Annotated in this window: 20 protein-coding genes; 9 read left to right on the forward strand and 11 right to left on the reverse strand. The window is 73.3% G+C overall.

Annotation, left to right across the window (positions count from 1 at the left end; translation table 11 throughout):
- Positions 1-73: 73 nt before the first annotated feature.
- From ACWDSL_RS25045 to ACWDSL_RS25075, 7 genes are all read right to left on the reverse strand, one after another.
- Positions 74-880, reverse strand: coding sequence for a sugar phosphate isomerase/epimerase family protein (locus ACWDSL_RS25045; RefSeq protein WP_450488945.1), 807 nt, complete (start codon positions 878-880; stop codon positions 74-76).
- The gene (locus ACWDSL_RS25050; protein ID WP_450488947.1) at positions 877-2,871 is read right to left on the reverse strand and encodes a DUF2264 domain-containing protein; all 1,995 of its coding nucleotides are present in this window, start codon (positions 2,869-2,871) and stop codon (positions 877-879) included. Before ACWDSL_RS25050 ends, ACWDSL_RS25045 begins: the two co-directional genes overlap by 4 nt.
- A gap of 162 nt (positions 2,872-3,033) precedes the next feature.
- Positions 3,034-4,014 carry a hydroxyacid dehydrogenase gene (locus tag ACWDSL_RS25055; protein ID WP_450488981.1) on the reverse strand — a complete coding sequence of 327 codons (981 nt, stop codon included), beginning with the start codon at positions 4,012-4,014 and terminating at the stop codon, positions 3,034-3,036.
- Positions 4,015-4,049: 35 nt separating this feature from the next.
- Positions 4,050-4,973 carry a carbohydrate ABC transporter permease gene (locus tag ACWDSL_RS25060; protein ID WP_450488949.1) on the reverse strand — a complete coding sequence of 308 codons (924 nt, stop codon included), beginning with the start codon at positions 4,971-4,973 and terminating at the stop codon, positions 4,050-4,052.
- On the reverse strand, positions 4,970-5,920 hold the full coding sequence (locus ACWDSL_RS25065) for a carbohydrate ABC transporter permease (RefSeq protein WP_450488951.1): 951 nt from the start codon (positions 5,918-5,920) through the stop codon (positions 4,970-4,972). Before ACWDSL_RS25065 ends, ACWDSL_RS25060 begins: the two co-directional genes overlap by 4 nt.
- Before the next feature lie 109 nt (positions 5,921-6,029).
- On the reverse strand, positions 6,030-7,388 hold the full coding sequence (locus ACWDSL_RS25070) for an ABC transporter substrate-binding protein (protein ID WP_450488953.1): 1,359 nt from the start codon (positions 7,386-7,388) through the stop codon (positions 6,030-6,032).
- A gap of 101 nt (positions 7,389-7,489) precedes the next feature.
- Positions 7,490-8,587, reverse strand: a complete 1,098-nt coding sequence (locus tag ACWDSL_RS25075) for a LacI family DNA-binding transcriptional regulator (RefSeq protein WP_450488955.1) — start codon at positions 8,585-8,587, stop codon at positions 7,490-7,492.
- Positions 8,588-8,797: 210 nt separating this feature from the next.
- On the opposite strand from ACWDSL_RS25075, the gene ACWDSL_RS25080 reads away from it, so the two are divergent.
- Both ACWDSL_RS25080 and ACWDSL_RS25085 read left to right on the forward strand, forming a co-directional pair.
- Positions 8,798-9,307, forward strand: coding sequence for a hypothetical protein (locus ACWDSL_RS25080; protein WP_450488957.1), 510 nt, complete (start codon positions 8,798-8,800; stop codon positions 9,305-9,307).
- Positions 9,308-9,399: 92 nt separating this feature from the next.
- A complete protein-coding gene (locus ACWDSL_RS25085) occupies positions 9,400-9,666 on the forward strand; it encodes a hypothetical protein (protein ID WP_450488959.1) in 267 nt (88 codons plus the stop codon).
- 319 nt (positions 9,667-9,985) lie between these two features.
- Here ACWDSL_RS25085 and ACWDSL_RS25090 read toward each other — a convergent pair whose 3' ends face one another.
- Positions 9,986-12,019, reverse strand: coding sequence for an NAD-binding protein (locus ACWDSL_RS25090; RefSeq protein WP_450488961.1), 2,034 nt, complete (start codon positions 12,017-12,019; stop codon positions 9,986-9,988).
- Between the two features lie 330 nt (positions 12,020-12,349).
- Between ACWDSL_RS25090 and ACWDSL_RS25095 the strand changes: the two genes are divergently transcribed.
- Both ACWDSL_RS25095 and ACWDSL_RS25100 read left to right on the forward strand, forming a co-directional pair.
- Positions 12,350-13,540 carry a family 2 encapsulin nanocompartment cargo protein terpene cyclase gene (locus ACWDSL_RS25095; protein ID WP_450488963.1) on the forward strand — a complete coding sequence of 397 codons (1,191 nt, stop codon included), beginning with the start codon at positions 12,350-12,352 and terminating at the stop codon, positions 13,538-13,540.
- 5 nt (positions 13,541-13,545) lie between these two features.
- Positions 13,546-14,469, forward strand: a complete 924-nt coding sequence (locus ACWDSL_RS25100) for a geranyl diphosphate 2-C-methyltransferase (protein WP_450488965.1) — start codon at positions 13,546-13,548, stop codon at positions 14,467-14,469.
- Between the two features lie 73 nt (positions 14,470-14,542).
- Here ACWDSL_RS25100 and ACWDSL_RS25105 read toward each other — a convergent pair whose 3' ends face one another.
- Together ACWDSL_RS25105 and ACWDSL_RS25110 are read right to left on the reverse strand one after the other, a co-directional pair.
- Positions 14,543-16,024 (reverse strand): MFS transporter, encoded by a 1,482-nt coding sequence (locus tag ACWDSL_RS25105; RefSeq protein ID WP_450488967.1) that lies wholly within the window; start codon positions 16,022-16,024, stop codon positions 14,543-14,545.
- A gap of 101 nt (positions 16,025-16,125) precedes the next feature.
- Positions 16,126-17,304 (reverse strand): XdhC family protein, encoded by a 1,179-nt coding sequence (locus ACWDSL_RS25110; RefSeq protein WP_450488983.1) that lies wholly within the window; start codon positions 17,302-17,304, stop codon positions 16,126-16,128.
- A 76-nt stretch (positions 17,305-17,380) separates the two neighbouring features.
- Here ACWDSL_RS25110 and ACWDSL_RS25115 point away from each other — a divergent pair, with 76 nt between their 5' ends.
- From ACWDSL_RS25115 to ACWDSL_RS25135, 5 genes are all read left to right on the forward strand, one after another.
- Entirely contained in the window at positions 17,381-17,968 is a 588-nt protein-coding gene (locus ACWDSL_RS25115) for a (2Fe-2S)-binding protein (protein WP_450488969.1), read from the forward strand.
- Complete coding sequence (locus ACWDSL_RS25120) at positions 17,965-18,966, forward strand: FAD binding domain-containing protein (RefSeq protein ID WP_450488971.1); 1,002 nt, start codon at positions 17,965-17,967, stop codon at positions 18,964-18,966. Before ACWDSL_RS25115 ends, ACWDSL_RS25120 begins: the two co-directional genes overlap by 4 nt.
- Positions 18,963-21,122 carry a xanthine dehydrogenase family protein molybdopterin-binding subunit gene (locus ACWDSL_RS25125; RefSeq protein ID WP_450488973.1) on the forward strand — a complete coding sequence of 720 codons (2,160 nt, stop codon included), beginning with the start codon at positions 18,963-18,965 and terminating at the stop codon, positions 21,120-21,122. The genes ACWDSL_RS25120 and ACWDSL_RS25125 overlap by 4 nt, the downstream gene beginning before the upstream one ends.
- A gap of 10 nt (positions 21,123-21,132) precedes the next feature.
- Positions 21,133-21,765, forward strand: coding sequence for a TetR/AcrR family transcriptional regulator (locus ACWDSL_RS25130; protein WP_450488975.1), 633 nt, complete (start codon positions 21,133-21,135; stop codon positions 21,763-21,765).
- A gap of 167 nt (positions 21,766-21,932) precedes the next feature.
- A complete protein-coding gene (locus ACWDSL_RS25135; protein ID WP_450488977.1) occupies positions 21,933-22,826 on the forward strand; it encodes a siderophore-interacting protein in 894 nt (297 codons plus the stop codon).
- Between the two features lie 52 nt (positions 22,827-22,878).
- Here ACWDSL_RS25135 and ACWDSL_RS25140 read toward each other — a convergent pair whose 3' ends face one another.
- Positions 22,879-26,268, reverse strand: a complete 3,390-nt coding sequence (locus tag ACWDSL_RS25140) for an AfsR/SARP family transcriptional regulator (protein ID WP_450488979.1) — start codon at positions 26,266-26,268, stop codon at positions 22,879-22,881.
- Positions 26,269-26,733 lie beyond the last annotated feature (465 nt).

A 26,733-nucleotide genomic window follows, 5' to 3' on the forward strand; every position in this document is an offset into this window, starting at 1 on the left:
AGGTCAGCGTACGCAACGGTCGGGTCGGAGCCGGTCATGGCACACCGTGCCCGGCCGGGGGCACCCCGCAGGCTCACCCACCCACAAGGGCCCGCAGCGTCGCCGCCTCCCTCGGCAGGATCCCCTCGTCGTCCCCGGGCACGAACTCCAGCAGTACGTCCAGCGGCCCTGATACGCCTGCCTGCGCGGCCCGGTGGGCGCGCAGCCGCTCGAAGGCGGCGCGCCACATCTCCTCGCGGGCCGACAGCGGCAGCCGGGTGGTGCCGGGCCACCAGGAGAAGGCGTGCACCGCGGCCACCCGGTCGAGCAGCGCGTCGAGGCCGGACAGCGCCTCGGCGTCGGGCAGATCGACGGGTGGCTGCCAGTAGCTGTCAACCCTGTCCATGCTGTCCATGCCCACCTCGTCGAGCAGCCCGAGCGCGTGGTCGGCGCCGTCGGTGAGGGTGTTCCGGTGGAATTCGTACGCGAGCGCCACCCCGGCGTCGGCCGCGAGCGCGGCGGCGCGCCGGGTGTCCTCGACGATCTGCCGGCGCCGCTCGGGCGGGGTCTCGCGGGTGCCGGTGGTCCCCGCCCAGATCCGTATCCGCGCCGCGCCGAGCAGCACCGCCGAGCGCAGGACCGCGTCGAACTCCTTCGGTTCGCCGACCCCGGCGCGGTAGTACGAGCCGTACGACGCGACCGCGAGGCCCGCCTCCTCGGTGGCCTCGCGCACCCGGCGGGCGGCCCGCTCGTCCCCGGCGGGCACATGGCGGTCCGCGCCCCACTCCACGCACTCCAGGCCCGCCCCGGCCACGGCGGCGATCACCTGGTCCGGGTCCAGCTGGCGGAAGGTGACGGAGCAGATGCCCAGGCGGGTGGCGGCCGCGGGGGCGCCGGTCATGCGGTCCGCTCCGTCACCCGCGGCGCGTCCCCGTCCGGGCCGCCGCCGAAGTCCACCACGGTGCCGCTCCCGTCCGCCCAGCGGACCGTGACGGTGGTTCCGCTCACCTCGGCCGTGGCGAGCCCGGCCAGGGGCGGAGCGTCGGGGTCGCCGGTGAGCGAGGCGAGCGCGACGAAGACGGTGCCGGACGCCTCCTCGCCGACGGTGCCGGTGAGTTCGGGGACCAGGGCCCAGGGCCCGTACGCGGTGCCCTGCGGGGCCCTGCGCACCGTGGAGCTCTGCCAGCCGTGCAGCGGCAGCAGCCGGCCGGTGACCTCGGCCCCCGCCACGCAGGTCTCCCCCGCCGGGCCGGCCCCGTCCGCCTGTTCGGCGGCGGTGTCCGGCGGGACGGCGACGGCCCAGCCGCTGTGGTGGACCGCCGTACCCGCGGGGACGTTCACCGTACGGTGCACCCGCAGCTCCAGCGGGCCGCGGACCAGGGTCAGGCTGTCGATGCGCGCGGCGGGCAGCACGGGGCCGCCGTCGGGGAAGACGGGGATATGCGAGGAGGCCAGCCAGTCGGGGCCCGCGGCCAGCGGGGTGATCCGGATCCGGAAGCTGCGCAGCCCGCGCAGTTCGAGGCCGATGTGGTTGTCGGGGGTGTTGGCGGCGCTCGTCGGGCCGGTGCGGGTGGAGTAGGCGAGGCGGGCGTACAGCGGGTCGCCGGGAGGCCGCTCCGCGTCCCAGGGGCGTAGCTTGAAACTGCCGTGGTTGTGCAGCCGCACCAGCCCGTCGCGGCCGGTGGTCTGCACCAGGAAGCCGGGCGCGGACAGCGCCAGCGCCCGGTCCCGGCCCTGGGACGGGGCCGGTTCCTCCGTGGCGGTCCACACCGGGTGGTCGGGCGGGAGCAGCAGGGCGATGAACCCCTTGGACGCCCAGTAGGGGGAGCCCGGTCCCGAGTAGCGCTGCAGCGTGGCCTCATGGGGCCCGTACCAGCCCAGGCTCAGCACGCCGTCCCCGGTGAGCGCGCCACGGTCGAGGAAGTGCCGCAGCGCCCCGCTGAGCAGGCGCCGGGTGGCGCCCGGGGCCAGCGGGGTGTGGTCGGTGAGGGCGCCGAGCGCGACGGCGGCGCCGGCGGCGAAGCGGTACGTGAGGGAGCGGCCGTGGTGGATGGGGGCGCCGTCGGCGTCGAAGAGCAGCGAGAACCCCTCCAGGAACTCGCGCAGCCGCGGGCCGAGGTGGTCGAGCAGCGCGTGGTCGGCGGCGAGGTGGGCGTGCAGCAGCGGATACATGTGCAGGGCCCAGCCGTTGTAGTGGTCGAAGGCCCGCCCGTCGCCGTCGGTGTACCAGCCCTGGCCGCGGTACCAGCCCTCCAGCAGGTCGAGGCCGCGCTCGATGGCCCGGGCGGTCTCGGCGTCGCCGCGCCCGACCGACTCCAGGAAGCCAGCGACGGTCAGCGGGAAGAGGTACCAGTTGTTGGGCGCGGGGGTGTGCCGCAGCGCGCCGCGCAGCCATTCCTCGGTACGGTCCCGGGCGGCGGCGGGCAGCCGCTTCCAGGTCCATGGCGCGGTCATGCGCAGGGCCAGCGCCACGGACGCGGACTCCACCATCGGCTGGCCCTGGATGCCGTGATGGCCGATCAGCGGCCAGGACTCGGCGTCGTCCCGGCCGGGGGTGAGGGTGCCGCGCTCGATGCCCGCGGTGTAGCGGGGCAGAAAGCTGTGCGGGTCGGCTCCGCCTGCGCCCGCGACGCGCAGGGCGGCGAGCAGGAAGGTGCGGGCGAATCCTTCGAGGCCGTCGGAGCGCACTCCGGATTTCGACGGCGGTCCTGGCAGGTCGATCAGGCCGTGGCCGGGGGTGGCGTACCGCAGGGCGGCGCGCAGCATCCCGTCGGCGGCGGCCTCCCAGTGGGCGCGGGTCAGCCCGGTGTACGGGCTGAGCGCGCGGTCGTCGGCGGGGAACGGGAAGGGGAGCGGCGCGGTGGGGGTGCTGGAGAGGGTGGAGGTGGGCATGGCGGGGATGGGTCTCCTACTCGCGTCTGTGCTGGATGGCCCGGTGTCCGGCCTCAGGCGTTTCAGGTGTCCGACGACAGGTGCCCGGCGTCAGGTGTCCGGCGTCAGGTGTCCGGCCTCGCGCGTCACGCCTCACGGGTCACGCGTCACGCGCCTCGCGCGTCACGCCGAGCGGTCCAGGACCTCCGGGCGTACCGGATGGGCGAACGGCCGCCCCTGGGCGTACGCCTCGACCTCGCCGATCGCCAGGTCGGCGAGGCGTCTGAGCTCACCGCCCTTCGACCCGGCGATATGCGGTGTGATCAGCACGTGGTCGCAGACGTGCAGTGGCGAGTCGGCGGGCAGCACCTCCGGTTCGGTGACGTCCAGCACCGCGTACAGCCGTCCGGCCCGCACCTCGTCGGTCAGCGCGGTCTGGTCCACGATCGGGGCGCGGGCGGTGTTGATCAGCGTGCCGCCGGTGGGCATGGCCGCCAGCAGCTCGCGGCTGACCAGGCCGCGGGTCTGGGGCAGCAGCGGGGTGTGCACGCTGACCACGTCGCAGGCAGCGAACAGGTCCGCCGGCGGGACGAGCCGGGCGCCCAGCTCGCGGGCCTCTTCGGCCGTGACGTACGGGTCGTACAGCAGCACGTCGAGGTCGTGCGGGCGCAGCAGTTCGATGACGCGCCGGCCGATGGCGGAGGCGCTGAGGATGCCGACGGTCCGGCGGTAGTTGCCCGCGCCGGGGTATCGCTCGGTCCAGTCGATCCGGCGGCGTTCGGCACGGTAGTCGCGGGCGATGTCCAGGACGCGTTTGTTGGCGAGGAGGATCATGGCGAGGGTGTACTCGGCGACGGGTACGGCGTTGGCCGCGGCGGCCGAGGAGACCGCGATGCCGCGCTCCCAGCAGGCGTCGGTGATGTGGTGGCGCACGGTCCCGGCGGTGTGCACGATGGCGCGCAGCCGGGGGGCGGCGGTAAGCGCCCGGCGGTCGACGGGCGGGCAGCCCCATCCGGTGACCAGGAGCTCGGCGGTGGCGAGGGCGTGCTGGGCGGCCGGCGTGGTGAAGTCGTCGAGGACGAGCCCCGGGTCGAGATCGGTCAGCCGGGCCAGCCGGGCCAGCGCCTCGGCGTCGAGCACCTGTTGCGCGGTCCTGGAGGCCATGGCGAGGACGGCGCGCGGACGGGGGTGCGGTGGGATCACTTGACGCTCCCTGCGGTGAGGCCGGACTTCCAGTAGCGCTGGAGCAGTACGAAGGCCGCGATCAGCGGTACGACGGCGAGCAGCGAGCCGATGACGACCAGGGGGTAGTACTCGGGCGAGACGGTCGCGGCGCTGTTCCAGGTGTAGAGGCCGAGGCTGAGCGGATACAGGTGCTGGTCGGACAGCATCACCATGGGGAGGAAGAAATTGTTCCAGATGGCGGTGAGCTGGAAGAGGAAGACGGTGACGAAGCCGGGGCCGAGCATCCTCAGGCTGACCCGGAAGTAGGTCGTGAGCTCGCCCGCGCCGTCCATCCGGGACGCCTCCAGCACCTCGTTCGGCACATAACCGCTGCTGAGCAGGCGGGCGAGATAGACGCCGAAGGGGTTGAAGAGGACCGGGACGAAGACCGCCCAGAAGGTGTTGACCATGCCGACGTTGGAGGCCACCAGATAGAGCGGGAGGGCCAGTACGGTCGGCGGCACCATGACACCGGTGAGGACGAGGCCGAACAGCTTCTCCTTGTGCCGGAACTCGTACTTGTCGAAGGCGTAGCCCGCGGAGACGCTGATGAGCGAGCCGACCAGGGCGCCGACGACCGCGTACAGCAGGCTGTTGACGTACCACTCGCCGTAGAGCCCGCCGTCCATGGAGAACAGGTCGGAGAGGTTGCGCGCGAAGGAGAAGTCGCCGAGGGAGAAGATGTCGCTGCCGAAGAGGGCGTCGGCGTTCTTGGTGGACGCCAGCACCAGCCACAGCGCGGGCAGCATGGTGTAGAGGGCGGCGATCAGGACCACCGCGTTGGCGATACCGCGGCTGGTCAGCTTGGAGCGGCCGAAGGGCTTGCCGAGCGGTCTGGCCGGCGGTCCGCCGGCGGCGTTCACGGCGGTGGCTGCGGTGGTGGGTGTGGTCGTGGTCATCCCTCTCTCCGTTCCCGGCGGCCCGACCAGCGCGTCACGGCGTACGACAGCACGCAGGTGACGATCAGGAGGATCACGGAGGCCGCGGAGGCGAGTCCGTAGTTGTTGCGGCGGAAGGCCGCGTCGTAGATGTACATGTTGGGGGTGAAACGGGAGTTGACCATCGGGGTGGCCTGGTTCATCAGCATGGGTTCGGTGAACAGCTGGAGCGCACCGATCAGGGAGAACATGCACACCAGGACGACGGAGCCGCGCACGATGGGCACCTTGACCTGGAGCGCGGTTCGGATGCCCCCGGCGCCGTCGATGGTCGCCGCCTCGATCACCTCACGCGGCAGCGCCTGGAGCGCGGCATAGAAGATGATCATGTTGTAGCCGAGTCCGCTCCACAGGGCGATGTTGACGATCGACGGCAGCACGGTGTGCAGACCGAGGAAGTCGATGGTGATGTCGGCCTGGGCGAAGAGTTTTATGACCGGGCTGAGCCCCGGGGTGTAGAGGTACAGCCAGACGACGGCCGCGATGATGCCGGGGACGGCGTGCGGCAGATAGACCAGCATCTGCGCGGTCCGCCGCAGCCGGATGAGGCCCGAGTCGAGCAGCAGGGCGAGCGCGAGCGAGCTGATGACCACGAGGGGTACGAAGATCACGCAGTAGAGGGCGATGGTGCCGAACCCGGAGAGGAAGCTCGGGTCCTGCAGCACCGACAGATAGCTGCGCAGCCCGGTGAAGACAGTGCGCCCACCGCCGAAGCCGAGGCCCTCGTGGTCCTCGGAGAAGAGGCTGAGGTAGATGGCATAGCCGACGGGGATCAGGAACACGGAGATGAGCAGTGCCGTGAAGGGGGTCAGCAGCACGGTGGCGGCGATCCGCTGCTGGCGTCGTCCGGTTCTGCGGGGCGGGTCGGCGGCGGCCGCCGATGGCGGTGCCTTCCGTTTCGAGGACATGACTGTGCTCACGGGTTACCTCGGCTCAGGCAGGGTGAGGTGCGGCTCAGGGGTGGGAAAAGCAGCCCAGAGGTGAGACAACGGGGCGGCGGGGGGCGGGGCGGCGGGCTCAGCCGGTGGTGACCGACAGGCCGAGGCTCTTCAGATCGGGCATCGTCTTGTTCTGGGCGTCGCGCAGGGCCTTCAGGATGTCGCCGCTGCCGACACCGGCCTTCGCGAGCCCGTCATCGCCCGAGGTGGTGGTCGAGACCATCCGCGGCCCCCACTTCCAGGTCGGGGAGATCAGCTCGGCCTGCTGCTGGAAGAGGCCGAAGATGTCCTGGCCTGAGTAGTAGCTGGTGTCCATCTCCTTGCGGGCGACCGGGACCAGCTCCGGCACGACCGGGAAGGCGCTGCTGACACCGCTGGCAAGCTTGGCGCGCAAGGCGTCGGGGCTGGTGACCATCCAGGAGATGAACTCCATGGCCTCCTTGGGATGGTTACTGTCCTTGGTGACCATGAAGGTCGAGCCGCCCTGGGTCGCCACCTTCGGCTTGGCCGGGTCCCACTGTGGAACCGGCGCGATGGCCCATTTGCCCTTGCCGTCGGGGGTGGACGCCATCATGGAACCCGCGGCCCAGGCGCCCGCCAGATAGCCGACGGTCTCCCCGCTGCGCAGGTGGGCCCGCCACTGCTGGCTGGACCCGGGCTCCACGCGTACCAGGTCCTGGTCCATCAGCCGCTGCCAGTACCGCGCGACCTTGCGGGTGGGGGCGTCGTCCATGTTGATGCGCCAGGTGTCATCGGCGGTGTCGTACCACTGGGCCCCGGCCTGCCAGGCGTACGCGGCCATGTAGAGCGTGCCGCCGGTGGTGAAGAGGCTGGCGATACGGGACCGCGGCTCGGCCTTCTTGAGCTTGCGGGCCGAACTCTCGAACTCCGCCCAGGTCTTGGGCACCGGGATGTGGTTCTTGGTGAAGATGTCCTTGCGGTACAGGAAGACCATCGGCTCGATGTCCACCGGTACGGCGTAGGTGCGGCCTTCGAAGGTGGTGAGGTCAAGCGCCTGCGGCAGGATCTTGCTGCGTACCGAGTCGGGCAACAGCTTGGTGATGTCCCGGGGCACGCCGTCGATGGTGAAACTGGGCAGCTGCGGGTATTCGATGGTGGCCACATCGGGGGAATTGCCCGCGCGCGCGGCGTTGCTGAGCTTGGCCCAGCCGCCCTGCTCCCCCGAGGGAACCTGCTGGAAATCGACCTTGATCTTGGTGTGGGTGCGGTTGAACTCGTCGACGACCTCCTGGCTGCCGCGCAGCGCCGACCAGAAGGTGAGGCGCACGGGACCGTCACCGACGGTGCCGGAACCGCTACTTGATGAACAGCCCGCGCTGCCCGCCAGTACGAGGGCGAGCAGAGTGAGCAGTGCCGTCGTTCCGGCCGTGGCCCGGCGTCGGGTTGCCAGGCGTCCTGGGCGTCTATGGCCAGGCATGGACCCTCCCCTGATTCAACGGTGGAGTCACGGGGAATCCTGATCGCTTGACTGAAAAGACGTCAATACATCGAACAGAAGAAACTAAAGCGGTCAAACGATCAGAACTGGCGGGCCGCCGCGGGCGCCGTGGACTCACGGACCACAAGGGCCGGCAGCAGCTCCAGATGACGGGTGGCACCGGGCCGCCGACCCTCGCGCGCCGCGTCGAACTGACGGCGCAGCACATCCAGCGCGGCGCGCCCGATCTCCGCCTTCGGCGGGGCCACCGCGGTCAGCGCGATATGCCCCATGTCGGCGACCACGTCGTTGTACGCCACCACCGCGCAGTCCCGCGGCACCTCGATACCGGCCTCCTGGAGCCGCTGCAGGAGCACCAGCGCGTCCATGTCGCTGTGGATCAGCGCCGCCGTCGCCCCGGTCTCGCGCAGCGCGTGTGCCAGATCGGCGGCCCGCGCGTCGGCGACGCTCGGATCAGGCCCCGCGGTGCGCGAGCTGAGGATCGTACGGCACCCCTCGGCGATCTCGCGGGCCGCGGTCTGAGCGGCGAACTCGGCGCGGATCACCCGTGCGGTGGGGCTGTCGTCGCGCGCCGCCAGCACGATCCGCCGGTGGCCGAGGGAGAGCAGATGGTCCAGGGCCAGATGCACCCCGTGCCCATGGTCGGCGCGGACCGAGTCGAGGCCGTAGATGGCGCTGCCCCGCTCGGGGCGGCGCTCCACCAGCACCACCGGCACATCCAGGGCCGACAGCCACGCGTGGTCCGCCACCGCCTCCGCCGCCGTACGCCAGCGCGGCGCGAGCAGCAGACCGCGCACCCCGGCGTCCAGCGCCTGGCGGACCGCGCGGCGGCCCGCGCCCGGCTCGTCGGCGGCGATGTGCAGCGCGAGCCGCAGACCGGCCTGTTCGGCGGCTTCCCGCGCCCCCTGCACGGCCTCCGTCAGATAGGTGTTGCGCTCGGGGACGACCATGCCGATCGCGTCGCCGGTGCCCCCGCCCGGCTCGGGCAGCGGCCGCAGCGAACGCGCCACCCCGTGGCCGCGGCGCACCTCCCCGCGGCGCGCCAGATCCTCGATGTCCCGGCGCACCGTGACGACGGAGACCCCCAGCTCATCGGCCAGATCGGTGATCTTCGCCAGCCCGCGGGCCTCCACGATGCCCACGATCCGCGCCTGCCTGCCCCGCGCCGGTTCCCGCATACCCCACCGTCCGTGATCGGTTTTCCCAGAACCCGGCCATAGTAGCGATCATTCGATCACACCTAGGAAAAAGAACGATGCGTTCAAGGAGGTATTGAACGGGCAGAAGCCGGGCCACGTACCACCCTTCGTGCGCCGGTGCACGGTGCACGGCGCACGACGCCGACCCGACAGCGGCCCAACAGCTGCCCGACGCTTGGAGAACCGATCGTGAACGAGCCGGCCACCCCTCCCGTACAAGCTCTCCCGGGCGGGGACGCGGAACTCCGCCTCGTGCTCCATCTGTCCTGGGAGGACATCGCCAGGCTCGGCCAGGAGGCCGGCCGGCTGGCCGCCCAGCTGCAACGCCCGGTGAGCCTCGACGAGGCCGTCAGCCACCGGCTGCGCGGCCGGCCGACCTCCGCCGTCCACGCCACGCACACCACTCACGCTTCCCACGCCAAGCCGGCCCACGACCGCGGCCAGCAGCTCCCCGCACCCGCCCCGGCCCCGGCCGCGCCCCTGACGGCCCGCTCCCCCGGTGAGCAGGCGCGGCAGGCGATCGAGAAGATCAACGGCTCCGCCCAGCCCTACCAGGGTGCGGCCGAGGCCACGGGCGCACCGCCCGGCCCGGCTCCCGAGGCGATCCCGAGCGACGCCCGGGGCATCCTGGAGCGCCCCACCCGCCCGCCGTCCTCCGTCAACGGCACCGGCGACCACAACCAGCTGCGAGGCGCCTGACGGCGACCGCTCGCGTACGGCGTCCGGCCCGTACGACACCCGGGCCGGGTGTCGGTGGTGCCCAGTAGGGTCGCCGGGTGAGCGTGATGTGGGTGACTGTGGAGACGCCGCTTCCCACCGGGCGGATGCGGGTGGGCGTGACCGACCGGGGCGTGGCCGCGGCGGCCTACACCCCGCAGGGCGCGGCCGGGTTGCCGGCGGGGCCGCTGATATCCGAGGCATCCGGCGACCGCAGAGCGGCGGCGGTGGCCGGTGAGCGTGTCTCGGGGCGCTGCGCGGGCTGGACTGAGGAGCCGCGCAGTGACGAAGGAGCGAGCAGCGACGAGGGAAGCCCGCGCGTTGAAGCGCCCCGAGACTGAGCGGGGAAGGGGGCCCGCTTCGCCGATTACTTCGCCGGGCGGCGGCGGGAGTTGGACCTGCCGCTCGACTGGGCGCTGACGTCCGGGGCGCAGCAGTCCGTGCTGCGTACGCTCCAGCAGACGGTCGGATTCGGCCGCACCATCACCTACGGTGAACTCGCCGAGCGCAGCGGGGCGTTCGAGGCGGCGGACCCGGAGCAGCGGGCGCTCGCGGCGCGCACGGTGCTTCCCTGGAGGGGTCTCTCGCCCCCACGCTGGACTGGGCAGGCCCGTCCTGACCCCAGAGGCACCCTGAACCAGAGCCCCCATGGACCCTGTTTCAGGCCGGGCCCGGGGAGGCGGGGCGCGCGGCGGGATCCGTACGGCCGTCCGTACGGCCGGACACCGGTCCGCGACCGAGGAGTTCACCCAGGCCCTGGCGGGTCGCGGCCAGCACCACACGGTCCTGGGGCCGCAGGACGTAGTCCGGCGGGAGGTCCCACACCAGGCCCCGCTGCCGCCCGCTGCCGTCGGCAGGGGGCGCCACGGCCAGATCGCGGAGCCGGCCACCGGCGTCCGCGGTGTCCAGGGCGACCACCCGCCAGGCGCCCGGCCGGAACGCCTGCGCGACGGTGCGGCCCTCCAGTTGTGGGTGGCCGGCGGCCGGCACCGCGGCGAAGAGCAGCACCCGCCGCTCGACGGGGACCGCGCCGAGGATCTGACGTCCCATCATGGCGCCCGCGAAGGCCGGGGCCGCCAGCGTGGACACGCTCCGGCTGCGGGTCAGCGCCTGTGGGTGCGCGGCCCGCAGGGTGCGGTAGACGGCTCTGGCGAAGCGGTCGTCGTACAGCCGCATGGCCACCCGCAGGCCGGGCTCGAGCGAGCGGGCGTACAGCGCGGCCTCCAGATTGGTGGTGTCCGAGCTGGTGACCGCGAGCAGTGCGTGTGCCCGGTCGATCTTGGCGGCCTCCAGCACGCCCTCCTCCGTGACGTCCCCGATGATGGTGGGCACCCGCAGCCGGCGGGCCAGCGGAATGCCACGCGCCTGGGGGTCCTCCTCGACGCACACCACGGGGATGTCCAGCTCCCGCAGCCGGGCCAGCACTCGGGTGCCGACCTTGCCGAGGCCGAGCAGTACGACATGGCCGGACAGCCCGCGCGGCGGCCGGCGCAGGGCGGACGCGGTCCGGAAGGTGCCGAGCCCTTCCAGTGTGGCGGCCACCAGGACGGGCAGCAGCATCAGGCCGACCAGTCCGGACAGCAGTTGCAGAATCTGCCGGGCGAGCGGCTGGCCGAGCGCGGGGTCGCCGGTGCCGAGGATGTCAAGCAGCGTCAGATAGGCGGCGCGCAGCGGGTGTTCGCCGGTGATCTGCCAGGACGCGACGGCGAGGGCCAGCAGCGCCGCGGCGAACCCCAGGACGGTCCGCCGCAGCCGGCGGGAGAACAGCGAGCCGAGCGGCACGCCCCGGCCGCCGAGCCGGCGCCGCGGCAGCGCGGATCCGGTGTGCGAGACGGCCTCAAGCACCACCGTACGGCGCCCGGTCGCGGCGGCCGCGGTCTGGTCGTCGGGCAGCATGCGCGGCCCTTCGGCCCCGCTGCTGTCCGAACCCTCCTGGCCCGCTGGGTCGTTGGTGGTCGAGGAGAGCAGGGCGAGGGTGGCAAGACCGGGGTCGGCGATGGCGTCGCGGCCGCGCGGGGTGCGGATGGTGGCCCGCAGCAGCACCCCGTCGGCCTGGATCACCTTGCTGGTGCCCGCGACGGCGGTGGCCGCGAGCGCGGGCGCGGCGGTGTCGGCGTCCGACAGGACGGTGGTCGAGGCATCCGGCTCCGTCGCGTCCAGGCCCGGGTCGGCGACCGCCGCGGCCTGGTCGAGCAGTTCCCGCAGATGCTCGCCGAGCTTGCGGTTGTAGAGCCGGATCACCAGCCGCAGCCGGGGGTTGAGGCGGCGGGCGCGCAGCGCGGCGTGGATGTTGGTCTCGTCGTCGTCGTAGACCAGCGCGAGCGCGGCGGCCCGTTCCACCCCGGCCTCGGTCAGCACCTCGTCGTCCGGCTCGACCGCCTCCAGGACCCGTATGCCCGCACCCGAAGGCGCGGCGGCGGGCTCCGGCGGGGCCAGCGACGGGCGGCCCACGGCCGCCGTCATCCGCCCGAAGAGCGCCGCGGCCCGCGCCCGGCCGCGCCCGGCCCCGGGCACCGCGGTCCGCGCCGGCCGTGGCTCCCAGGCGGAGGGCGTGGCGGGGATGACGACGGTCACCCGCTCCAGGTAGACGTCCTTGAGTTCGGCGGCGAGGCGGTGGGCGAGCGCGTCGTCGCCGCAGACGACCATGTGCGGGCCGGGCGGATCCGCCGACGGCTGCTGAGGCAGGGTGGGCATGCTGGGTAGAGCCTCCTGGGCCGCTCGGCGGTTCCGGACGGGCTCGCACGGGGTTGGCATGGCCACGGCCGTCTGTTGATCATCACGGTACCCGCGGCCGTGTCCGAATACCGTCGGCTTCCCGGGCAAACATTCTGCGGTGTCAGATCATCGCATCGAGTTAATAACGACGGCTTCTGACGGCCCGCTGGACGCACCGGCCGTTACTGTTCCCCGGGATCTGGACGGATTCCCTGATGTTTGCCCCCTCCTTTCCGCTTTTCCGGTGACGCGTCCCCCGGTGACGCGCACGCATGTCGGCCACCGTCCTTACGAAGGAGAGTCCGCCCGATGACTGTTGACACCAGCCCGGAAACACAGCCGGAGCCGTCTCGGCAGTCCGGTCCGGGTACGGCTGCTGACCACTTCAAGGCACCGAGCACCGTCCTGGAGCGGATCCTGCGCGGCCCCAGTGGCCTGGGCACGGCGAGCCTGCACCTGGCCCGGCGCGAGGAACCACCGCCGCCGCCGACACCGCTGAAGCCGCCGGCAACCCCGGCGGAGGGCAACCCGGTCCCGGGCCTCTACCACCACCCGGTGGCGGAGCCCGACCCCGTGCGGGTGGAGGAGGTCAGCCGCAGGATCAAGACGTGGGCGTTGGACGAGGTCGATCTGTACCCCGAGGACTGGGAGGACCAGTTCGACGGCTTCTCCGTGGGGCGCTACATGGTCGCCTGCCATCCGGACGCCCCCACCGTCGACCATCTGATGCTCGCCACGCGCCTGATGGTCGCCGAGAACGCGGTGGACGACTGCTACTGCGAGGACCACGGAGGTTCGCCCATCGGCCTCGGCGGACGCCTACTGCTGGCGCACACCGCCCTCGACCCCCTGCACACGACCGAGGAGTACCAACCGCGGTGGGCGGAGTCGCTTCATTCGGACGCGCCCCGACGCGCGTACCGCTCCGCCATGGAGTACTTCCTCCAAGCGGCCAGCCCCTCCCAGGCCGACCGGTTCCGGCACGACATGGCCCGGCTGCACATGGGGTACCTCGCCGAGGCCGCCTGGGCCCAGACGGACCACGTCCCCGAGGTGTGGGAGTACCTGGCGATGCGCCAGTTCAACAACTTCCGCCCCTGCCCCACCATCACCGACACCGTCGGCGGCTACGAACTCCCCGCGGACCTGCACGCCCAGCCCGCCATGCAGCGGGTCATCGCGCTCGCCGGGAACGCCACCACCATCGTGAACGACCTGTACTCGTACACCAAGGAACTCGCGAGCCCCGGCCGGCATCTGAACCTGCCCGTGGTGATCGCCGAACGTGAGGGCGTCTCCGACCGCGAGGGCTATCTGAAGGCGGTCGAGGTCCACAACGAGCTCATGCACGACTTCGAGGCCGAGGCCGCGGCCCTGGCCGCCACCTGCCCCGTCCCCAGCGTGCAGCGCTTTGTGCGGGGCGTGGCCGTATGGGTCGACGGCAACCACTACTGGCACCAGACCAACACCTATCGCTACACCCTGCCCGATTTCTGGTAAGAAGAATGGATCCATCCGTGACCAGCGCCGATCTCACCACCGTCGCCACCCCTGCCGACACCTCTGCCGAAACCTCCGTGTTCATCCCCGCCCCGGCGACGCCCTACCAGGGGGACATCGCCCGCTACTGGGACCACGAGGCCAGGCCCGTGAACCTGCGGCTCGGCGATGTCGACGGCCTTTACCACCACCACTACGGCATCGGAAGCGTCGACCACGCCGCCCTCGGCGACGCCGGCGGCGGCACCGGCGAATACGAGAAGAGGCTGATCGCCGAGCTCCACCGCCTGGAGTCGGCGCAGGCCGAACTCCTCCTGGACCACCTCGGCCCCATTGACCGCGACGACACGCTCGTGGACGCCGGATGCGGCCGCGGCGGCTCGATGGTCATGGCCCACCAGCGCTTCGGATGCAAGGTCGAGGGCGTCACGCTCTCGGCCAAGCAGGCCGACTTCGCCAACCAGCGCGCCCGCGAACTCGGCATCGAGGACCACGTCCACGCCCGTGTCTGCAATATGCTCGGTACGCCCTTCGAGACCGGGCAGGCCGCGGCCTCGTGGAACAACGAGTCGAGCATGTACGTCGACCTGCACGACCTCTTCGCCGAGCACTCCCGCATCCTCGCGGTCGGCGGCCGCTACGTGACCATCACCGGCTGCTGGAACCCGCGTTACGGCCAGCCCTCGAAGTGGGTCTCCCAGATCAACGCGCACTTCGAGTGCAACATCCACTCCCGCCGGGAGTATCTGCGCGCCATGGCCGACAACCGGCTCGTACCGCAGGCCGTCGTCGACCTCACTCCCGCGACCCTGCCCTACTGGGTGCTACGGGCCACGTCCTCACTGGTCACAGGCATTGAGGAGGCGTTCATCAACTCCTACAAGGACGGCTCCTTCCAGTACTTCCTGATCGCGGCCGACCGTATCTGACCGCCTGCCGACCAGCCGCCTGCCGACGGAAAGGGCCGGGCCCGTCCCTGACGGGCCCGGCCGGGGCGTGTCCTCAGGCGGTGTAGCGCCGGAAGGAAGGAACGGCGGCGGTCAGGGCGAGCATGATGACGACGACCAGCAGACCGCCCGCGGTCACCGCCACCCGGGGGCCGAACAGCGAGCCGGCCGTGCCGTGCAGCAGGTCGGCCAGGCGCGGCCCGCCGGCCACCACGACCGTGAAGATGCCCTGCATCCGGCCGCGCATATCGTCGGTGGCGGCCGACTGGAGGATCGCCCCGCGGAAGACCATGGAGACCATGTCGGCGACCCCCGCCACGGCCAGGAAGGCCGCCGCCCACCACAGTCCGCCGCTCAGCCCGAACCCGGTGATGGCCAGCCCCCAGACCACCACGGCGGCGCTGACCATCAGCCCGTGGTGGCGGGCCCGGGAGAAGGTCCCCGACAGCAGCCCGCCGGCCACCGCCCCGATGGGTATCGCGGCGAACAGCAGCCCGAGTGCGAACCCCTCGCCCCAGGGCGCGTAGGTGCCCGACGCCAGCTGTGGGAACAGGGCCCGCGGCATGCCGAAGACCATCGCGACGATGTCCGCGAGGAAGGACAGCAGCAGCACCCGCTGCGCCACGATGTAACGGAACCCGTCTGCCACCTCCCGCCCGCCGGCCCGCCGCCTGCCGCGCGCCTTCCCGTCGTCGGCCTCGTCGCCCGTGTCCAGCGGGGGCAGCGCGGGCAGCCGCCATACGGCCCACAGGGTGAAGCACAGCGCGACGGCGTCGATCAGATACAGCGTGGACAGGCCGATGAGCGGGATCAGCGCCCCCGCCAGCAGCGGCCCCAGCACCATGCCGGTCTGCGCGACGGTGGACTGCAGGGCGCCCGCGGCGGGCAGCTCCTCGGCGGGGACGAGCCGGGCTATCGAGGCGCTACGGGCGGGGAAGTTGATGCCGAACAGGCCCTGCTGGACGGCGAGCAGCACCATCAGCAGCGCCACCGAGTGGATCCCGGCGGCAGACTGCGCCCAGAACAGCACCGAGATGACGGCGATGCCGACCCCCGTGACCAGCATCAGGGTCCGCCGGTCCACCCGGTCGGCGACCGCGCCGCCCCACAGCGCGAAGACCACCAGCGGCAGCAGCCCCGCGAAGCTCGCGTAGCCGACCCAGGCCGAGGAGCCGGTGAGGTCGTAGATCTGCTTGGGCACGGCCACCGCGGTGAGCTGGCTGCCGATCGTGGTGATGGAGGTGGACGCCCACAGGCGGCGGAACGGACGGTGCCGCAGGGGCCGCATATCCATGACCCACCGCCGCCACCCCCTACCGGCCGACCCGTCCGCCGCTGGCCCGTCCCCTGCCGGCCCGTCCCCTGCCGGCCCGTCCGCTGCCGGCCCGTCCCCTGCCGGTGCGTCGCCGACCGCCCCCTTCCCGCCCGGCTCGTCCCCGTCAGGCCCGTCCCCGCTCGGCTGGTCCCCGCCCGCCCCGGCGGGTCGGCCGTCCTGTGCCGGGCCGGTCTCCTCCTCGGTGTTTCTCGCGGTCTCCACGGCTGACTCGATTCCCCTTACATCCATCTCCGGAAACGGACCCATTGTGGCCCCGGCCCGCCCCGCTCCGTACGGCCGTCTCAGCCACCGGCCGCCGGATGTCAGCCATCGGCCGCGGAATGGATGGATCCGGTACGCGAGGTCAGGCGGGTGCCGCTGCCGCCCCAGCGGTCGGCGACGATCTCGGCGGCGATGCTGACCGCGGTCTCCTCGGGCGTACGGGCGCCCAGGTCGAGGCCGATCGGCGAGGCCAGCCGGGCCAGCCGGGCCTCGCCGAGGCCGCGCTCGCGCAACCGGCGCAGCCGGTCCTCGTGGGTGCGGCGGGAGCCCATGGCGCCGATGTAGCCGAGCGGGAGGCGCAGCGCGACCTCGAGCAGGGGCACATCGAACTTGGGGTCATGGGTGAGGACGCAGACCGCGGTCCGCTCGTCCAGCCGGCCCGCCTCCGCCGCGGCCCGCAGATAGCGGTGCGGCCAGTCGGTCACGACCTCGTGCGCCTCGGGGAAGCGGCGCCGGGTGGCGAAGACGGGGCGGGCGTCGCAGACGGTGACGCGGTAGCCGAGGAAGCCGCCGATACGGGCCAGTGCCGCGGCGAAGTCGACGGCGCCGAAGACCAGCAGCCTGGGCGGTGCGGCGTGGGCGGATACGAACAGGGTGAGCTCCTGGCCGAGGCGCCGGCCGTCGTAGCCGTGGCGCAGGGTGCCGGTGCGCCCGCCGGCCAGCATGCCGCGCGCGGCCTGGGCGGCCGCCGCGTCCAGCCGCTCGGAGCCGAGCGACCCGGTGGTGCCGTCGGGCCGGACCACCAGGCGGCGGCCCAGCCTGCCCTCGGGGTCGGGGCCGTCGACAGCCACGCAGCTCACCTCGGCCACCGGCGTCCCGGCCCGGATCGCCTCGGCCACCTCGCCGTACTCGGGAAATCCGGTGGGGTCGATCCGCTCCACGTGGATGTCGATGACTCCGCCGCAGGTCAGCCCGACCGCGAAGGCGTCGTCGTCGCTCACCCCGTAGCGCTGGAGCACCGGTGTGCCCGAGGCGATGACCTCCTGGGCCAGTTCATAGACCGCGCCCTCGACACAGCCGCCCGAGACGCTGCCGACGGCGGAGCCGTCCGGCCCGACCAGCATGCTCGTGCCCGGCGGCAGGGGTGAGGAGCGCCAGGTGTCCACGACGGTGGCGCGGGCGAAGGGCTCGCCCGCCCGCCACCACCGGTACGCCTCCTCGACCACCCTCGGCGCCTCGCCACCCGGGGTCCCGGCGGCCCATCCCCCAGGGCCCGGCATCGCGACACGCGGCATCTCCGCCTCTGGCATGTCTGAAATACCCTCAACTCATGTAAGAGATTGATACATTGGATGTATGACCCTCTCACATTCGTCTCCAAGTAGCGATATCACCTTGCGCATCAACGGCGCCGCACACGCCCTGACCGTGGACAACCGGACCACCCTGCTCGATGTGCTGCGCGAGCGGCTGGGCCTGACCGGTACGAAGAAGGGCTGTGACCACGGGCAGTGCGGCGCCTGCACCGTCCTGATGGACGGCGAGCGGGTGAACAGCTGCCTGATGTTCGCGGTGGCTGCCGAGGGGCGGGAGATCGTCTCGATCGAAGGGGTGGCGGACCTTACGGACGGCGCGGAGCTGCACCCGGTGCAGCGCGCCTTCCTCAACCACGACGGGCTGCAGTGCGGCTACTGCACCCCCGGTCAGATCTGCTCGGCCATCGGGGCGCTCGACGAGGCCCGGCGCGGCTGGCCGAGCCAGGTGACCGAAGACATCGCCGCCACCGCCATCGCCACCGCCACCACCGCCACCGCGGGCGTCGGCGCGCTGGACCACGAGGAGGTCCGCGAGCGGATGAGCGGCAATCTGTGCCGCTGCGGCGCGTACGGCGGCATCGTGGAAGCGGTCCTGGAGGCGGCGGGCGCCGAGGGGGGCGCGCGATGAGGGAGTTCGCGTACGTACGCGCCGCCGACCCCGCCGAGGCGGCCGCGCTGGTGGCGGAGCGGCCCGACGCCGTGTATCTGGGCGGCGGCACCAATCTGGTGGACCTGATGAAGCTCGGCGTCGCCGGGCCCGGCCTGGTCGTGGACGTCTCCCGGCTGGACCACGACCGGATCGAGCACCGCGCCGACGGCTCGGCGCTGATCGGCGCCGCGGTGCGCAACGGCGAGCTGGCCGGCGACCCGGGCGTACGGGAGCGCTTCCCGCTGCTGTCGCAGTCCCTGCTGGCGGGCGCGTCGGGGCAACTGCGCACGGTCGCCACGGTGGCGGGGAATCTGCTGCAGCGCACCCGCTGCGGCTACTTCCAGGACGTGACCAAGCCCTGCAACAAGCGCGAGCCGGGCTCGGGCTGTCCCGCGATCGAGGGCGCGCACCGCGACCTCGCGATCCTGGGCACCTCCGACCACTGCGTGGCAAGCCACCCGTCCGATATGGCGGTCGCGCTGGTCGCGCTGGACGCGGTGGTGCGGCTGCGCTCGACGGACGGCGCCGTGCGCACCGTCCCGGTGGAGGAGCTGTACGTGCTGCCCGGCGACACGCCGCAGCGGGAGACCGTGCTGGAGCACGGCGATCTGATCACCGCCGTGGAGCTGCCGGCGCCGCCGCCGGGCGCGGCGATGGTCTACCGCAAGGTGCGCGACCGCCGCAGTTACGCCTTCGCGCTGGTCAGCGTCGGCGCGGCGGTGAGTGTGGACGAGGCGGGCCGGCTCGCGGACGTAGCGGTAGCGCTCGGCGGTGTGGCGCCGCGCCCGTGGCGGGCCAGGGCGGCGGAGGAGCTGCTGCGGGGGCGGCGCCCGGATGTGGAGACGCTGCGCGAGGCGGCGCGGGCGGAGCTGGCGGCCGCCCGCCCGCTGCCGGACAACGCGTTCAAGGTCGACCTGACCATTGATCTGATCGTCGCGGCCATCCGCGACCTGGTGGCGAGGAAGGACCGCGCATGACCACCGTCGAGCAGACGATCGGCGCCCCGCTGACCCGGGTGGACGGCCCCCAGAAGGTCACCGGGGAGGCGCTGTACTCGTATGAGTTCCCGACCCCGGACATCACCTATGTCTGGCCGGTGCAGTCGACGATCGCCCGCGGCCGGGTGACGGAGGTGGACGCGTCCGCGGCCCTCGCGCTGCCGGGCGTGCTGACGGTCCTCGACTCCGGCAGCGCCCCGCGGCTGAACGCGGACGCGGAGGTCAGCGCCGACCTGTTCGTGCTCCAGTCCCCCGAGGTCGCCTACCACGGCCAGATCGTGGCGGCGGTGGTGGCCACCTCCCTGGAGTCCGCGCGCGAGGCCGCGGCGGCGGTGCGGCTGAGCTATGCGCCCGAGCCGCACGATGTGGTGCTGCGCGCGGACGACGAGGCGGCGTACGTCCCCGAGCGGGTGACCGACGGCGAACCCGGGTTCCAGGAGCGCGGCGATGTGGAGCGCGCCCTGGCGGCCGCCCCGGTGCGCACCGACGCCACGTACACCACCCCGGTGGAGCATCCGAGCCCGATGGAGCCGCATGCCACCATCGCCTCCTGGCAGGAGGGCCGGCTGACCCTGCACGACTCCAACCAGGGCCCGCGCTACGCCGCGCAGTTGATGGCCGCGCTGTTCGGGCTCGACCTGGACGTGGTGGAGGTGGTCACCGAACACGTCGGCGGCGGCTTCGGGTCCAAGGGCATTCCGCGCTCGCCGGCCGTTCTGGCGGTGCTGGCCGCCCAGGTCGTACGGCGGCCGGTGAAGATCGCGCTGACCCGGCAGCAGATGTTCGCGCTGGTCCCCCACCGGGCGCCGACGATCCAGCGGATCCGGCTCGGGGCCGAGCGGGACGGCCGGCTGACCGCGATCGACCACGAGTCGGTGCAGCCGCGGTCGAGGATGCTGGAGTTCGCCGACCAGACGGTGTCCTCGACGCGGATGATGTACGCGGCGCCGGATGTCCGCACCACCGTGAAGGTGGCGCCGCTGGACATCATGACGCCCGCCTGGTTCCGGGCGCCCGGCCACACCCCGGGCATGTTCGCGCTGGAGTCGGCCATCGACGAGCTGGCCGTCGAGCTGGGCATGGACCCGATCGAGCTGCGCATCCGCAACGAACCGGAGCTGGACCCGGGCACCGGCAAGCCGTTCAGCAGCCGCAGCCTGGTCGAGTGTCTGCGCGAGGGCGCCGAGCGGTTCGGCTGGGAGCGGCGCGATCCGGCGCCGGGGGTCCGCCGGGAGGGGCGCTGGCTGGTCGGCACCGGCATGGCCGCCTCGCACCACCCCGACTACACCGCGCCCTCCACGGCCACCGCGCGCGCCGAGCCGGACGGCACCTTTGTGGTCCGGATCGGCGCGGTCGACATCGGCACGGGGGCGCGCACCGCGCTCACGCAGGTGGCGGCGGACGCGCTCGGGGTGTCCCTGACGCGGCTGCGGCTGGAGATCGGCCGGGCCTCGCTGGGCGTGGCGCCGTTCGCGGGCGGCTCGATGGGCACGTCGTCGTGGGGCTGGGCCGTCCACAAGGCGTGCCGCGCGCTGGTGGAGGAGATGCGCGGCTACGCGGGTGTCGTCCCAAACGGGGGCCTGGAGGTGATGGCCGACACCACCGAGGACCTCCAGGAGCGGGCGGACCTCTCGCGCCACACCTTCGGCGCGCAGTTCGCCCAGGTGCGGGTGGACGCGGACACCGGGGAGATCCGCGTCGACCGGATGCTGGGGGTGTTCGCGGCCGGGCGGATCCTCAGCCCCACGACGGCCCGCTCGCAGTTCCTGGGGGCGATGACGATGGGGCTCTCCATGGCGCTGCTGGAGGTCGGCGAGGTGGACCCGGCGTTCGGCGACTTCGCCAACCACGACTTCGCGGGCTACCACATCGCCGCCAACGCCGATGTGCCGAAGCTGGAGGTGCACTGGCTGGACGAGCGCGACAGCCGGCTCAACCCGGTCGGTGGCAAGGGCATCGGCGAGCTGGGCATCGTGGGCTCGGCCGCCGCGATCGCGAACGCCTTCCACCACGCCACCGGGGTGCGGGTGCGTGATCTGCCGATCCGTATCGAGCGATCGCGCGAGGCCCTGCGGGCGATGCGTGACCTGGCCATGCGCGACGGGGCCGGAGAAAACCGAACGGATATCCGATAAGGTCAGCCGGATGGCACGCAGCGGGGGCAGGGAACGCGGCGCCTACCACCACGGCGACTTGGCCGCCGCGCTGGTCCGGGCGACGCTGGAGATCGTAGACGAGGTAGGGGTGCGCGGCTTCTCGGTGGCGGAGGCCGCGCGCCGCACCCGGGTGAGCCCCGGGGCGCCCTACCGCCACTTCGCCGACCGCGACGCGCTGTTGGCGGCCGCCGCCCTGGAGGTGTCGCACCGGCTGCGGGCCATCCATCTCCAAGCCATGGCCACGGCCTCCTCGCCCCATGAGCGCCTGGCCATGGTCGCCGGCAGCTATGTGCGCGCCGCCGCCGTCCACCGGGGCGCCTTCGAGCTGCTCTTCGCCCCCGGTCTGCGCGCCCATCACCCGGAACTGCGCAACAGCACCCGGGAGTTCATCGACCTGCTGCTGCCGAGCGCGTTCGAGGTGGTGCCGCCGGGGCAGGGGGCGAAAACCGCGGTCGAACTGCTCGAAGCGCTCTCGGTGATGGCGCGCGGCTATGTCGCCCTGCTGCTGGACGGGATGTTCGGCGACCCCGGTGCGGTGGCGGCGGAGGTGGCCGCCCGCGCCACGCGGGCGGGGCGCGCGCTGGTGGACGGGTACGGGCTCCCGGACACGGCCCCTTCATGACGGGGGTTACGGGGACGGGCGTTACGGGGGTCTGCGGGGGTCTGTAGACGAGCTGTAGACCGGTTGTAGGGAGCGGCTGGGACGGTCGAGGGCATGGGCGGCGCACCGGGTGTGCCGCCCTGGTAAAGGCCCTACAGCCGTCAGCCCTACAGCCTTCAGGAGATGCGGTGCAGCAGTCGTTGCCGGTCCGGTTCATCCAGGTCACCGAGGTCCAGCGGATCACCCCGCGCATGGCGCGCGTGACCTTCGGCGGGGACGACCTCGCCGACTTCGTCTGCGACGCGCCCGATCAGCAGGTCAAGTTGTACTTCCCCAGGGCCAGCCAGTCGGCGCCCCGCCTCCCGGAGCCCGGCGCGGACGGCGATGTGATGCGCTGGTACCAGGCATACCAGGCGATCCCCGAGGACGAGCGGCCGTGGATGCGCAGCTACACCATCCGGGCGTACCACCCGCGGCGCCGAGCGCTGGACATCGACTTCGTCCTGCACGGAGACGAGGGTGAGGAGGAGGGCCCGGCGACGCGCTGGGCGCGGACGGCCAGTGCCGGCGACACCCTAGGCATGTTCGGCCCGTCGGCGGCCTTCGCCCGCCCCGTGCCGCTCGGCGCGGCCGACTGGACGCTGCTGGCCGGTGACGAGTCCGCGCTGCCCGCGATGAGCACGCTGATCGAGGCGCTGCCCGAGGGCGCCCGCGCGGTGGCGTACATCGAGGTGGCCGACGCGGCGGAGGAACAGCGCTTCACGACCGCGGCCGAGGTGGAGCTGGAGGTGCACTGGCTGCACCGCGGCGGACGCCCCGCCGGATCCCGCGGGCTGCTGCTCGACGCGGTGCGCTCGGCCGACTTCCCGCCAGGCTCGGTGTTCGCGTGGCTGGCCGGTGAGGCGGGAGCGGTACGGAGCCTGCGCCGGCATCTGCTCGACGAGCGCGGCATCGACCGGCGGTCGGTCGACTTCACCGGCTACTGGCGGCTCAAGCTCACCCAGGACGACGCCCCGACGGAGGAGGACCTGGCCGAGGCGCGGGAGCGGCTGGCGGACGCACAGTCGGAGCCGAACGGCTGACGCCCCGGGGCAGATCCTTCAGATTCGGGCTCAGACTCGGGGCTGGGCTCGATCACACGAGCGTGGCGGCCTCCTCCACCGGGAGGCCGCCGCCCTCGGCGTAGGCCCGCTCGTACGCCGTCGCGTCCAGCGCCCGGCGCAGCTCCGTCTCGGCCCGCTGCCGTACCTCGGCCGCGGCCGAGAAGGAGCGGAAGCAGAAGCCCTCCATCACGGGCCCGCGGTCGTACGCGCCCAGCAGCCGCGCCCCGTCCTCCGCCGCGCCCAGGTGCGCCTTCGCCCAGGCGGCGCTGATGAACTGCTCGGCGACCAGATGTGGCGCGACCAGATACGCCATGGTCTCCAGGGAGCGCACGGCCCGCCGGAGGTGCCCCTGGGCGTGCTCGTACGCGCCGTCCAGACAGTCCAGCCAGCCGTGCAGGCCCGCCACCATGCCGGTGAGAAACGCCGGGGTGGCGGCCGGAAAAGCCTGCTCCAGCTGGTCGAGCTGATCCCGCGCGGCGGAGGTACGGCCCGTGCGGCCGAGGCGCTGGACCAGGATCAGCCGCGCCGTGTCCAGGGCCTCCCCCGCGTACTGGCCCGACTCCACCACCGCCTGCCGCAGCACCCGCTCGGCCTCGGCCTCCTCCCCCGCGTCCCGGGCGGTCTCAAGACGTACGGACGCCAGCCTGGCCTTGAGCGCCGGGACCTGGGTCTTGGCGCCGCCCCGCGCGGCGATCCCGATGGCCCGCGCGAAGTCGGCGGCGGCCTCCTCGTACCGGCCCCGCCACTCGTACGCCTCGCCACGTACGGACAGCGACTCCGCGATCCCCCACGGATCGCCGGCCCGCTCGAACTGGGCCAGCGCCTGGTCGGCGTCGCCCTCCGATCGCTCCGGGCCGCCCGGGTGGCCGTACCGCAGCCTCGCCCGGAGCAGCAGGACGAGGCCGAGCTCCCAGACGTATCCGAACTCCCGGCAGTCCCGCACCGCGTCGTCCAAGGTCTCGCCGAGGCTCGCCGACTGACCGGTGAGCAGCCTGGCGGAGAACCAGAGGAAGCCCGGCTGGCGGCAGGTCTGCGGCAACCCCGGCCGGTACGCGTCGACGATCCCGCGCAGATACTCCTGGGCACCCTCCCCGTCCGCCGGGGCGGCGCCCCCTCCGCCGCTCGCGAAGACCATCAGCCGCACCCCGCGCCTGGCCTCCCACAGCTGCTCCTCGGACCAGGGCGGCGCCTGGGCGGTGCAGGGGTCGGGCAGCGGCACGGCGGGCCGTACGGGCGCGAGGAACGGGTCGGGGCCGAGCGCGGCAACGGCGGACGCCCACGCGCGGGCGTCCCCGTAGTGGTTGCGCAGCTGCCAGAACCAGCTCATGGACAGCGCCAGGCACAGCCCCTCCTGCTCCTCCCCCAGCTCCACGGCGCGCCGCAGCGCGGCCCGTACGTTGTCGTGCTCCGCCTCGAACCGCTCGAGCCACCGCGCCTGCTCCGGGCCGCGCAGCAGGGGGTCGCCGGTGCGGACCAGTTCGCGGTAGACGGTGAGATGCCGCCGCTCGACGGCCTCCCGCTCCCCTGACTCGGCCAGCCGCTGCGCGGCGTACTCGGTGACGGTCTCCAGCAGCCGGTAACGCATTCCGTCCGGGCCCTCGGGGACGGCGAGCACGAGCGACTTGTCGACAAGAGAACTCAGGATGTCGAGGGTAGCGGGGGTGGCGCCCCCGGCGCGGGTGGGCTCGGCGCAGACGGCCTCGGCCTCCTCCAGCGCGCAGCCGCCCGCGAAGACGGCCAGCCGCCGGAGCACGGTCCGCTCACCCTCGTCCAGCAGGTCCCAGGACCAGTCCACCACCGCCCGCAGCGTCCGCTGCCGGGGCAGTGCGGTCCGGTGGCCGCCGGTCAGCAGCCGGAAGCGGCTGTCCAGGCGGTCGGCGATCTGGCGCGGGGTCAGCGCCCGTAGCCGGGCCGCGGCCAGCTCGATGGCCAGCGGCAGGCCGTCGAGCCGACGGCAGATCTCCTCACACGCCGGCCGGTCGTCCTCCGTACCGAACCCGGGGCGTACGGCGGCGCCGCGCTCGGCGAACAGCCGCAGCGCCACCTCGGGCGGCAGCGGCTCGACGGGCCGTACCCACTCGCCCGGCATGCCCAGCGGCTCCCGGCTGGTGGCCAGTACGGTCACGTCGGGGCAGTCGGTGAGCAGAGCCTGGACCAGCTCGGCCGCGGCGCCGACCACATGCTCGCAGTTGTCCAGGACGAGCAGCATCCGGCGCCGGGCGCAGTGTTCCAGCAGCTCGGCGAGGGGGCCGAGCGCGGCTCCCTCGGCCGCCCGAAGCTCCCGGGCACCGGACCCGCCCAGCGCCGTATCGCGCGCCCCGAGGGCGGTCAGCACCGCCTCCGCCACGGCCTCCCCGCCCCGTACGGGCGCCAGCTCGGCCACCCACACCCCGCCCGGCCACGCCCCGTCCGCCGCCTCGGCGGCCTCCAGGGCCAGCCGGGTCTTCCCGACACCGCCGGGGCCCATCAGGGTGACCAGCCGCCGGGAGCGCAACTCGTCGACCAGGCCGCTCAGTTCAGTCTCGCGCCCGACAAAGGTGGTGAGCCGGGGCCGCAGGTTCCCCGGCCCGTGTTGCCTGCCGCGCCCGGGGCGCCCGTCAAGCTCAGGGGCGCCGCTCCCGGCAGGCCACGCCGAACCTTCCGGAGGCGACGGGGGCGCGTCCTCGGCCAGGAGTTCGGCGTGCAGGGCGCGCAGTTCGCCGCTCGGATCCGCGCCGAGGCGATCGGCGAGCCGGAGGCGGACTTCCTCGTACGCCTGCAGGGCCTCGGCACGGCGGCCGGTGGCGCGCAGTGCGCGGATCCACAGCGCCTGCAGCGGTTCGTCCAGTGGCTCCTGGTCCGCCAGCGCCGCCAGTTCCGCCAGGGCGCCCTCTGCCCGGCCCAGCGCCACCTCGGCCGCCAGGCGGTCACGGCGCGCTTGGGCGTGGCGGCGTTCGGCGCGTACGGCGGCGGGGCCGCCGCGCGAGGCGGGGGACGCTCCGCTCGCGGCGCCCGGCAGATCCGCGAGCAGCGGGCCGCGCCACAGCGTCAGCGCCTCGTCGAGCAGCGCGGCGGCGAGGCGCGGGTCGCCCGCGCCGATCGCGGCGGAGCCCTCCGCCGCCAGCCGCTCGAAGCGGAACAGATCGATGTCGTCCGGCTCGGCCACCAGGCGGTAGCCTCCTGGCACCGAGGCCACCGCCTCCTTGCCCAGCGCCCGGCGCAACCGCCCCACCAGCGCCTGCACCGCCGCCACTTCGTCGGCGGGCGGCGCTTCGTCCTCGCCCCAGACCTGGGCGGCCAGCTGCCCAATGGACGCCGGACGGCCGCCGCCTACGGCCAGCGCGCCCAGCAGCGCACGCAGCCGGGCGCCGCCGAGCGGCACCTCGGTGCCGTCCGGACGGACGGCCTGGGTGGCGCCGAGGACGCGGTAGCGGTAGCTCACCCGCCCATTGTCCCCGCACCGCCGCCGGGGCCGTCCCCCGCGCCGTGCCCCCTGCCCCTGCCCCTGCCCCTGCCCCTGCCCACCGTGCCCGGCCACCACATGCCGGCCCCGGCAAGATGCCTACCGCAGGACGCCGGGCACCGCCCGCCCTTCCGGGGCCCGACCACCGGCGCCCGGGGGAGCGCCGACGGCCCCACGCCCCGGGGGCGCCAGCCCCGCCGTCCAGACGCACGGCGCCCCGCCCGCAGCGCGCGGGCCACGAGGCGACGACCCCGGGCCCCCGACCCCTGGCCCGGGCCCCGCACACACCGGCCACCGCACCCCCGCCACACGCCCCCTCACCACCCCTGCCCCCACCAGCACCCGGGCACTCGAGAAGTTCATCCAGGGCGCCAAGGCCGGCGCCGCGGACTTCCTTCTCACCACCCGTACCGAACCGAACCTGACCACCCCGGCGGGTACCGC

It is taken from the genome of Streptomyces sp. NPDC000941, assembly GCF_053599555.1.

Bases quoted from the DNA above. Each gene is read 5' to 3' on its own strand.
- ACWDSL_RS25045 (WP_450488945.1), bottom strand. From the start codon at position 880: ATGACCGGCGCCCCCGCGGCCGCCACCCGCCTGGGCATCTGCTCCGTC.
- ACWDSL_RS25050 (WP_450488947.1), bottom strand. From the start codon at position 2,871: ATGCCCACCTCCACCCTCTCCAGCACCCCCACCGCGCCGCTCCCCTTC.
- ACWDSL_RS25055 (WP_450488981.1), bottom strand. From the start codon at position 4,014: ATGGCCTCCAGGACCGCGCAACAGGTGCTCGACGCCGAGGCGCTGGCC.
- ACWDSL_RS25060 (WP_450488949.1), bottom strand. From the start codon at position 4,973: ATGACCACGACCACACCCACCACCGCAGCCACCGCCGTGAACGCCGCC.
- ACWDSL_RS25065 (WP_450488951.1), bottom strand. From the start codon at position 5,920: ATGTCCTCGAAACGGAAGGCACCGCCATCGGCGGCCGCCGCCGACCCG.
- ACWDSL_RS25070 (WP_450488953.1), bottom strand. From the start codon at position 7,388: ATGCCTGGCCATAGACGCCCAGGACGCCTGGCAACCCGACGCCGGGCC.
- ACWDSL_RS25075 (WP_450488955.1), bottom strand. From the start codon at position 8,587: ATGCGGGAACCGGCGCGGGGCAGGCAGGCGCGGATCGTGGGCATCGTG.
- ACWDSL_RS25090 (WP_450488961.1), bottom strand. From the start codon at position 12,019: ATGCCCACCCTGCCTCAGCAGCCGTCGGCGGATCCGCCCGGCCCGCAC.
- ACWDSL_RS25095 (WP_450488963.1), top strand. From the start codon at position 12,350: ATGACTGTTGACACCAGCCCGGAAACACAGCCGGAGCCGTCTCGGCAG.
- ACWDSL_RS25100 (WP_450488965.1), top strand. From the start codon at position 13,546: ATGGATCCATCCGTGACCAGCGCCGATCTCACCACCGTCGCCACCCCT.
- ACWDSL_RS25110 (WP_450488983.1), bottom strand. From the start codon at position 17,304: ATGCCGGGCCCTGGGGGATGGGCCGCCGGGACCCCGGGTGGCGAGGCG.
- ACWDSL_RS25115 (WP_450488969.1), top strand. From the start codon at position 17,381: ATGACCCTCTCACATTCGTCTCCAAGTAGCGATATCACCTTGCGCATC.
- ACWDSL_RS25120 (WP_450488971.1), top strand. From the start codon at position 17,965: ATGAGGGAGTTCGCGTACGTACGCGCCGCCGACCCCGCCGAGGCGGCC.
- ACWDSL_RS25125 (WP_450488973.1), top strand. From the start codon at position 18,963: ATGACCACCGTCGAGCAGACGATCGGCGCCCCGCTGACCCGGGTGGAC.
- ACWDSL_RS25130 (WP_450488975.1), top strand. From the start codon at position 21,133: ATGGCACGCAGCGGGGGCAGGGAACGCGGCGCCTACCACCACGGCGAC.